Here is a 9,286-nt window from a genome sequence, read left to right on the forward strand (position 1 = left end):
TGCCACGGAGATTCGGAGGCCGGGCGGTCGGCAGCGGCGGCACGTACGGAGACGTCCAGGACCCCGGCCTCCCGTTCAGGACGGCGAGCGCAGAGCGTCCGCCGGCTCCATGCGGGCGGCGCGCAGTGACGGGTACAGGCCTGCAAGGAAGCCCACGAGGACGCCCGCCACCGGGGCCCCCAGAGCGAGCCGGAAGTCCAGGACGGGGGTCCACTGCTTCACCCCCGCCACGCTGACGACCACCAGCACACCGAGGGCGGCGCCGACGATCCCGCCGAGCAGCCCGATCGTGGTGGACTCCGCGAGGAACTGTCCGGCCACCTGGCGCCGTGAGGCACCGAGGGCGCGCCGGAGCCCGATCTCGCCGACCCGCTCCATCACCGTGACGAGCGTGACGTTGGCGATGCCGATCGCACCCAGCCTGATGCGCGACCTGCTCGGCCGCGCCGAGGGAGGTGTTGATCAGCACCCGGGTGACGTCCTTCAGGCCCATCCGGTCCGCCCCCGTGGTCGGCGGCAGCATCACGGAGACGGACAGGCGCTGCTCCCGCTGGAACCCGCCGAGCACACCGATCACCGTGAAGGACTGGCCCTTGAAGAAGACGGCGGGAGTCCGCCGTACGTCGTCGATGCCCAGCAACCGCGCCGCCTGGTCGCCGAGGACCGCCACCCGGGCGTGACGGTTGATGTCACCGCTGTCGAAGAAGCGGCCGCTGGTCATGGTGCCGCGGACCGCGGCGGGCAGATTCGCGGTGGCCGAGACGACCGGCATGGTCTGCCCGCTCACCGTACCGGGCGCGATCACCTCGTTCGCCCGTACCTGGACGTTCGCGGCGTCGTCGGAGTCGGAGAGCGCGGCGGCCGACTCGACTCCGGCGAGACGACCGACCGCGTCGACGCCCGACCACCGCACCAGCGCGGGATCGAGCGAGCCCGGCGCCGGGGTCGGCACCACGACGGACACCGAGGTGGCGGTGAGGGCGTCGAAGCGGCCGACGATCTGGTTCGCCGCCGTCGCTGCCACACCGATCGTGATGACCAGCGTGCCGATGCCCAGCACCGTGCCCAGGGTCGTCAGCATCGAGCGGACCGGACGGGCGAGTACCCCGGCCAGCGACTCCGACCACAGGTCCCTGGGGTCCATCCACGGCCGGTCGTGCCGGTCGCTCCGCCGCGACCGGCGCAGCCGCGGTCGGCCCTGCCCGTGCCGGCGCCGGAGGGAGGAGTCCGCCGTGTCCGGTGAACCGGCCACGGAGGCGTCAGGCGTACGGACTGTCATGCGCTCTCCTGACTGAGGCGTCCGTCGTTGATCCGCACCCGCCTGCTCGCACGCTTGCTCACGGTGTCGTCGTGCGTGATCACGAGCAGCGCCATGCCCTGCGCCTGCAACTGGTCGAACAGCGAGAGCACCGACTCGGTGTTCTCGCTGTCCAGGTTGCCGGTCGGCTCGTCGCACAGCAGCAGGGCGGGCTCGCCCATCAGGGCGCGGGCGATGGCCACCCGCTGCCGCTCGCCGCCGGACAGCCGCGTGGGCAGGAAGCCGAAGCGATGTCCGAGCCCGACCCGGGCCAGGGCGTCCCGGGCGCGTTCGGCCCGGGTGCCGCGCCCACGACCGGGACGGGGAGCCCGGTAGGTCTCGGCGAGCATGACGTTCTCGTCCACGGTCCGATACGGCAGCAGGTGGAAGGACTGGAAGACGAAGCCGATGCGGCTGCCGCGCAGCGCGGTCCGTTCCAGGTCGCCGAGGGTGTTGGTGAGCACCCCGTCCAGCCAGTAGCTGCCCGACGTCGGCCGGTCCAGCAGGCCGAGGGTGTTGAGCAGCGTCGACTTCCCGGAACCGGAGGGCCCGACGATCGACAGATGCTCCCCGCGCCGGACCGTCAGGTCCAGGTCCCGCAGGGCGTGCACCGGTGGTTCGGAGTCGAAGACCCGGTTGAGCGACCGTAGTTCGATCACGGTGTCCGGGTCCGGTGCCTCCTCCGGGATCGCCGGGGCCGGTACGGGCTTGCGTCTCACTGCCCGACCACCACCTGGTCGCCCTCGGCCAGCGTGCTGCCGTCCGGGGTGACCTCGACCTGCCCGGCGGCGGAAAGGCCCACCTTGACCGGCACGTCGACGACCTTGCCGTCCCGCTGTACCCGTACGCCGGCCTTCCCGTCGGCGTTGGTGTGCACCGCCGCCAAAGGCACCACAAGAACGGCACCCTTGGAGGAGCCCAGGTCGACGGTGACCTTGACCGTGGTGCCCACCTGGTTCTTCAGTGCTCCGGGCTCGGACACAGAGATCACCAGCTGCACCGGGGCGGACGGGTCGCCGGAGCCCGAGTCGGTTTCCTGGCCCCCGTCGGTCCCGTCCTTTGCGCCGTCGCCCGACGGAGCGGAGCCGCCGACCTGTGCCAGCTCGCCGGTGACGTGTTTGCCGTCCGTCGTCTCGATCCGGGCCGGCATGCCTTTGTGCAGCAGGGCGCCGTCCGTGCCGGGTACGACCGCCTGCACCACGACGTCCGAGCTCGTCACCGTGGCGACGGCTCCCGCCGGGTTGTCACCGAGGTGCACCTTGACCTTGCCGACACGGACCGGTAGGTCGGGCAGGAAGACGACCTCGCCGGCCGGGACCTTGGTGCCGTAGGCCGCCTTGAACGAGCTGAGCGCTTGGTTCGCCTGCTGCAGCTGTTCCTGCGCGGACTTCAGTCCGAGATTGTGCTCGGCGTCGGAAGAGGACGGCGTGGCGGCGCCACCATCGCCCTTGCCGCCCCCGTCCGCACCCCCGTCCCCGCCGTTCTCGGCCTGAAGCAGCGCCAACTGTGCGTCTGTCACGCCCTTTTCCAGGTCGCCGAGCTGCGTCTGGTCGTCGGCGGTGGGCTTCTGGGCCTGGAATCCCTTGCCCTCGTACCACTGGGTCACCGCCGTCGCCGTGCCCTGGCCGTAGTGCCCGGTGACGCCCCCCGGGTCGTGACCGAGCCTGCGCAGCGCGCTCTGCAACTGCTCGACGTCGTCACCCGAGACACCCGGGCCGAGCGTCCGGTACATCGGCACCGAACCCCGCAGCACGAACACCGGACGTCCGCTGACCTGCATCAGTACGCTGCCCTCGGTCAGCACGACCCCTTCCTTCGGAGCCCTGGTGACCAGGGGGGTGCTGATATCGTCCTTCGACGAACTGGCGGAACCCACGGGCCCGGACAGCGAGATGGACTTCGACGCCCCGAACTCCACACTGCCCTGGGTCACCACGTTGGCGGTCAGCTTCTGGCGCGCCACCGCGACGGTGACCGGCCCGGACTTCGGCGGTTGGTGTGCGGCCAGGGCGTCGGTGGGCGACTGCATCTGCGTACCGGCGAACCAGCCGCCCGCGCCGACCAGCGTGACCACGCCGACGATCAGTGCGACCTGCCTGCTGCGGCGCTTGGGGCCGCGGGGGAAACGGAGGTTCATCCGGTGACACTCTCGAAGGGGTGCTTGGCGTACTTGGCGAAGTACGCGGCCCGGAAGTCCTTGCCGCACTCCAGGTCCTTCTTGGCGAGGTCGATCTCGTGCGTCAGCTTGGCGGTGGCCTCGCTCTTGCTGAGGCTCAGGATGCCGTTCGGCGGCAGCTGACTGCCGACCTGGAACTTCACCATATCGCCCATCTCTGTCGGCTGCGTGGTGGTGACGTTGATCCCGTCCTTCGTCAGGCAGCTCGCGAACTGCTGTGCGAGTCGGACCAGTTCAGGGTTGCCGTTGAGGGCCTGCTTCGCGGCGAGGGCGCGCTCCTTGTCCTCGGCCGCCTGCTTCTCGATTTCGGCCTGGGACTTCTCGGGCCCGTAGGCCTTGTCGTATGCCTCCTTCAGACACCCCGTCAAACCAAGCTTGTTATGTGCGTCGGTAGGCCCCTTGGCCCCGAACGCCGTGTCATAGGCCTTTTTCTGGGTCGGCGTGAGGGCCTTGAGGTATGCGGAGTCCGGGTTGGTGTCCTTGTTCATGTACGCCTCGCTGCCCCATACGTTCGGGTCGTTCCGGTAGACGGCTCCCGCGTAGAGACCGAATCCGTACTTGCTCCGGAACTTCTTCGCCGCTGCGTAGTCCTTCCCGTCGACATCGTTGATCGCATCGCCGGCGCCGTCCTGCGACACGTGCGGGGTGTACGTGAAGCCCTTGGCCCGCATGCACGTGGCCATCGCGTTCTGATCGACGTACTGCCTACGGGTGTCCTCGTCTGCATCCCCCGGGATCGTCAGCAGACTTTGGGCGGAGGTGGCCAAGGACGATGTGCTGCCGCCTGAGGAGGCCGACGCGGACGCGGACGGGCTGTCGCCGCCTTGGGAACATCCGGTGAGCGCCAGCACACCGGCAACCGCCACCGCCGGCCACGCGGCACTCCTGAGTACGAATGACATACTAGTTCACCATTTCGATCGAATTGTGTTGAGCTTGACCGAGCACAACGCCTCTCCGGGGCGGGTGCTCTTCTCCTGTGCCTCTCTCGTGCCTCGCGCCGTTCGCGTCAGCGTTCGAGGGAATCGGCGTCCCCCATGACGATCGCCGGGCGCTGAGCGGGGTCGATCGTGCGCAGGAGTTCTTTCATGTGCTTCTTCTCCAGGCTCACGCAGGCGTGCGTGGGCCCGCCGTGGTCGACGTGCAGCCAGACGCCGCCGCCCTTGCCCGCGCCGAGCGGGCGGGTCCAGTCCGGGGGGGGAGGTTCCGGGCTTGCGGTTGTAGTTGATCGCGATGACGTAGTCGAACGAGCCCGCGAGCGGTTCGCCGTCGAAACCCGTGCCGCCGACGGTGAAGCCCTGCGACTGGTTGTACGGCAGCTTGGTGCCGGGATCGGCGAGCAGTCCGCCGGCGTCGGTGAGGATGAACACGCCGATGGGCGACCGAAGATCGTTGAGGTGGTGGTCGTCCGTCCAGCTGTTGTGGGCGTTGTGGGCCGGCCAGGTGGCTCCCGGCTCCCAGCCCGGACCCGTGCGCCGGTACAGCACCCCCTGCGAGGTCGAGGAGTTCTGGTCTCGACCGGTGACCAGCACACCTGGCGCTCGTTCGCGGGGATCTTTGCCAGCGTTTTCGGACCGAGGCCCGGCAGTTGTGCGGGGGCGGCCGCTTCGTTGTCCGCGGATGTCCGCCCGGGCATGGCCTGTGTCGTGGCGGGCGCGGACGTTTCACTGTCCGTGGACGTACGCCCGGGCATCGCCTGTGTCGTGGCGGGCGCGGCGGCCGAGGCGCCGTTCGCTCCGCCGGCCGCCGGCCGGGCGGCGTCGACCGTCCGGACACCCATTCCCGTCCCCGCGCATCCCGCGAGGGTGACGGACAGGGCCAGGACGGCGACCGGTATCTCCAGACGGTTCAAGCCCGGGATGGTGGAGGTGGTCGCCCGACGGTTGCCGAACGGGGCACGCGGCAGCCGCCGTCGGGACAGGCGACGCATTGCTGAAGTGGCCATGGTCATCATCCTGGGAGACACGTATGAGGAACTCGTCAGATACGACTCACGAGTTCGGAACGGTCCCGATGCGGTGACGACGGCGACGGCTCGCGACAGGATCGCCCCTCAACGTGCGGAGCCCGCCTTCCACTGCTCCCACGACATGTGTCCGCCGTCGAGGCCGTTGTCGGGGGCGATCGCCCGGTCGTCGGAGTTGCGCATCACGACCACGTCACCGATGAGGGAGTGGCCGTAGAACCAGGCGGCGTCCTGATGCGGGCGTCGCCACCCTTGACGTCGTCGGGTCCCACACAGGCGTGGCCGAGGCCGGAGTGCCCGAACGCCGAGTCGTGGGGAGCCCCGGCCCCGGGGACGAGCGGCACGGTGTCGACGCGACCCGGCGTGACCACGCGGGACCTGGCGACGGACGCTGTCGCGGCTGCGACCAGGCCGGTCGCGGCTCATCGGCTCGCCATCGCAGCCACACCCCGTCAGACACCCGGCGTGACGCCTGGCTCACGGGTATCAGGAAGTTGTCAGGGTGTGAGAAGGCCCTCAAGGCTCCCTCACAGGTTCCTCGATGCCACATACCCGGGGTTAAGGTCGCCGGGGTGTGCGCACATATTCTGGTCGCGGAAGACGACACCATGCAGGCCGAGCTCATACGCCGGCTGCTGCTTCAGGAGGGTCACACCCCCGTCGTGGTCCACGACGGCCGGGCCGCGATCGACGAAGCCAGACGCCGCAGGCCCGACCTGGTCGTCCTGGACCTGATGCTGCCCAACGTCGACGGTCTCGGCGTGTGCCGTGTGCTGCGCCAGGACGGGGACACACCCGTACTGATGCTCACCGCCCGCTCCACCGAGGACGATCTGCTGATCGGCCTGGAACTCGGCGCGGACGACTACATGACCAAGCCGTACAGCCCACGGGAACTGCTGGCCCGTATCCGCACGGTGCTGCGCCGCACCCACCGCCCCGTTGACGACTCTCCCGTGCTCCGCGCGGGCGCCATCACCGTCGATCCCGCACGCTACGAGGTCACCTGCGACGGCATCCCCGTCCCGTGCACTCCCGGCGAGTTCGCCATCCTCCACGCCATGACCGCGGACCCCGAGCGGGTCTTCTCGCGCCGTCAACTGCTGCAGCACACCCGGGGCCACGACCGTGCCTCCACCGAGCGCGCCATCGACGTACACATCATGAACCTGCGCAAGAAGATCGAGGCGGACCCGCGCAGGCCCGTCCGGCTGGTGACGGTCTTCGGCGTCGGTTACAAGCTCACCGGGCGGCCGTCATGATGCCCGGTCCCCGCGTCCCCTGGCGCAAGAGCCTGCTGGTACGGCTCCTTCTCACCTCCGTGGCCATCGCCGCACTCTCCGTGGGCGCCACCGCCTGGCTGGCCGTCGAGACCACCACACGGGCCATCCAGGAGGAGCGCGGCCAGGTCCTCTCCGACGACACCGACATCCTGCGGCAGCTGAGCGGCTTCGCCGCCACCCACGCCGACTGGAACGGTGCGCAGACCTTGGTACGCACGCTCTCGCGCACCACGGGACGGCGCATCGCCCTGACGACCGAGACCGGACACACCATCACCGACTCCGCCGCCCCGGGCACCACCCTGCCCGCCCGCGCCTCGGCCACCGTCGACCCGCTGACCACCGACACCTACACCGAACCAGGCGCCCAGCTCGCCGGGATCGACCCGCGGGCGGTAGGACCGTACCGGCTCCCCGCGGCCGAACGGGCCCAGTTGAAGAAGGTCGCCGAGAAGCGTCTGGCGTGCATCCGCCGAGACGGGCTCGAGGCCGACCTCCGGCAGATCCCCAGCGGGCATACGACAGTCGTCATCGAGGGCGGAGAAGGATCCGTGCCGGCGGAGTGCCTTGACTCGGATTACGGTCGGCCCACGTCCACGGAGAAGAAGGCGCTGGGCGAACTCGGCGCTCTCGTCAAGCCCTGCTCTGACCGTACTGAGTATCTATCCGACCACGTAGCACTTTCGATCCAATTCATTCCCGGCTTGGACACCCCAGCGGTCCCTGGGTTCGTTGGCACCCCTCTGGAACAACAGGCGCAGACCTGTGTCGACAACGCGCGCCGCGCGCAACTCGACCCGTACGTCGCCCCCAGGGCTAAGCTCTATCTGGGCAATCCGGGTGGGCAGCCCGCCGGTTTCGACCTGTCCCCCACCAACAAAGCCAAGATCATCGGCGTCACGGCGCTGGTCCTCGCCGTCACCATCGCCATGACCACCCTCGTCGCGATCCGACTCGTCCGACCCCTGCGAGCCCTCACCGCCGCAGCCCGGCAGCCACCGCAGGAGCATGCGCGCGTCACCGTCACCACCAAGGACGAGACCGGTTACCTGGCCGCCGCCTTCAACGACCTCACCGAGCGCCGCGAACAGCTGGAAGCCCAGCGCAAAGACATGGTCAGCGACATCGCCCACGAGCTACGGACCCCGCTGACCAACATCCGCGGCTGGCTGGAAGTCACCCGCGACGGGCTGCTGGACCTGGACCCGGACCTCATCGCCTCCCTGCACGACGAGGCACTCCTCCTGCAGCACATCATCGACGATCTGCGCGACCTCGCCGCAGCCGACGCCGGCACCCTGAAACTGCACCGCGAACCAGTACGCGCGGACGAACTCATCGCCCAGGTGGTCTCGGCGCACAGCGCCCACGCCGAAAGCTCCGGCATCCGCCTGCACGCGCACACCGACCCCGGCCTCTGGCTGGACGCCGACCCGGTACGGATGCGCCAGGCCCTGGGCAACCTCGTCTCCAACGCACTCCGGCACACCCCCGCGGACGGCACCGTCACAGTCACCGCCTGGCCCGCCGACGACCTGGCCGTCCTCTCGGTGGAGGACACCGGCAGCGGCATCGCACCCGAGGACCTGCCCCACGTCTTCGAACGTTTCTGGCGGGCCGAGAAGTCCCGCAGCAGACACACCGGCGGCAGCGGACTGGGCCTGTCCATCGTCCGCCAGTTGGTCGAGGAACACGGCGGAACCGCCACCGCCGACAGCCGGCCCGGCAACGGAGCGGTGTTCACCATCTGGCTCCCCCGCGCCCAGCAACCCGACGGCCCGACGGACTGAAACACGCGGGAAGTCCGGGATGCGCTCCGGTGACCGGTACAGACCTTCCTGAATTCAGGAAGGTCTGTACCCGGTGCCTCAGTGGTTCAGTGTGCGTGGGGCTCGTCGCGGTGGACCGGGCCGTGCGGCTCCTCGCAGTGTCCGGTGTCGTCCAGGGGGAGCAGGTCGCGGTCGCCGGACAGGGCGCCCTGGAGCGCCGGGGTGGGCGCGTGGTCGACCTGGAGGGTGGTGTGGGTGATGCCGTGGTCGTGACGCAGGAGTTCCTCCAGGTCGCGGCGGACGGCGTGGCAGTCGCCGCCGGGTTCGACCAGGATGTGCGGGGCCGTACTCGACGTGCAGCTGCACGAGCCGGGCGTGCATCTCCCGCATTGCGTCCACTCGCGGGGGTCAACCTCACACGATCGGTCACACCACTTCGCGGGACGCGATCCATCCGTCGGCGAACCTATACTTCTCGGTATAGGGAGCTGTTCAGTGGAGAGCTTCGACGCAGCAGGAGAAGACCACCGCAGACACGGGGCGACGCGGATCCGAGGCACTGATCTGGTGACGATCCTGCACTGCGGCATCCGCGAGGCGGTGCACCGACTGGGTGCCGTGGCGGTAGCGGTCTACCTCCTTGACGAGGATCGCAGCGAACTCAGGGCCGCGATGATCGGCGGTAGCCTCCCTTCCGTCTTCACGCTTCCCGGGCGAATGGACGTGGAGGCGCCCTGGGCGTCGGCACGTGCCCTGGCGTCGGGGAGGGCGGAGGTTCTGACCGACCCCGGCCCG

At 69.6% G+C, this 9,286-nt stretch carries 7 protein-coding genes and 3 pseudogenes; 3 read left to right on the forward strand and 7 right to left on the reverse strand.

The window, feature by feature from the left end; all coding sequences use genetic code 11:
• Positions 1-75 precede the first annotated feature (75 nt).
• The 7 genes and pseudogenes from JF597_RS51095 to JF597_RS51125 form a co-directional block, all read right to left on the reverse strand.
• Positions 76-378 carry an ABC transporter permease gene (locus tag JF597_RS51095; protein WP_294013379.1) on the reverse strand — a complete coding sequence of 101 codons (303 nt, stop codon included), beginning with the start codon at positions 376-378 and terminating at the stop codon, positions 76-78.
• Between the two features lie 121 nt (positions 379-499).
• A pseudogene (locus JF597_RS51100) lies at positions 500-1,279 on the reverse strand (ABC transporter permease); the annotation flags it as partial.
• Positions 1,276-2,016, reverse strand: coding sequence for an ABC transporter ATP-binding protein (locus JF597_RS51105; protein WP_294013361.1), 741 nt, complete (start codon positions 2,014-2,016; stop codon positions 1,276-1,278). The pseudogene JF597_RS51100 and the gene JF597_RS51105, both read right to left, overlap by 4 nt.
• Positions 2,013-3,434, reverse strand: coding sequence for a peptidoglycan-binding protein (locus JF597_RS51110; protein ID WP_294013364.1), 1,422 nt, complete (start codon positions 3,432-3,434; stop codon positions 2,013-2,015). The genes JF597_RS51105 and JF597_RS51110 overlap by 4 nt, the downstream gene beginning before the upstream one ends.
• Positions 3,431-4,156 (reverse strand): hypothetical protein, encoded by a 726-nt coding sequence (locus JF597_RS51115; protein WP_294013367.1) that lies wholly within the window; start codon positions 4,154-4,156, stop codon positions 3,431-3,433. Before JF597_RS51115 ends, JF597_RS51110 begins: the two co-directional genes overlap by 4 nt.
• Before the next feature lie 326 nt (positions 4,157-4,482).
• Positions 4,483-5,253: pseudogene (locus tag JF597_RS51120) on the reverse strand (hypothetical protein).
• Between the two features lie 273 nt (positions 5,254-5,526).
• Positions 5,527-5,750: pseudogene (locus JF597_RS51125) on the reverse strand (hypothetical protein); the annotation flags it as partial.
• Positions 5,751-6,011: 261 nt separating this feature from the next.
• Here JF597_RS51125 and JF597_RS51130 point away from each other — a divergent pair.
• The 3 genes from JF597_RS51130 to JF597_RS51140 form a co-directional block, all read left to right on the forward strand.
• Complete coding sequence (locus JF597_RS51130; RefSeq protein WP_294013370.1) at positions 6,012-6,701, forward strand: response regulator transcription factor; 690 nt, start codon at positions 6,012-6,014, stop codon at positions 6,699-6,701.
• Positions 6,698-8,512, forward strand: a complete 1,815-nt coding sequence (locus JF597_RS51135; RefSeq protein WP_294013373.1) for a HAMP domain-containing sensor histidine kinase — start codon at positions 6,698-6,700, stop codon at positions 8,510-8,512. The genes JF597_RS51130 and JF597_RS51135 overlap by 4 nt, the downstream gene beginning before the upstream one ends.
• Before the next feature lie 546 nt (positions 8,513-9,058).
• A partial coding sequence (locus tag JF597_RS51140; protein ID WP_294013376.1) for a hypothetical protein occupies positions 9,059-9,286 on the forward strand: 228 nt, incomplete at its 3' end.

It is taken from the genome of Streptomyces sp., from assembly GCF_019510245.1.
GTDB lineage: Bacteria > Actinomycetota > Actinomycetes > Streptomycetales > Streptomycetaceae > Streptomyces.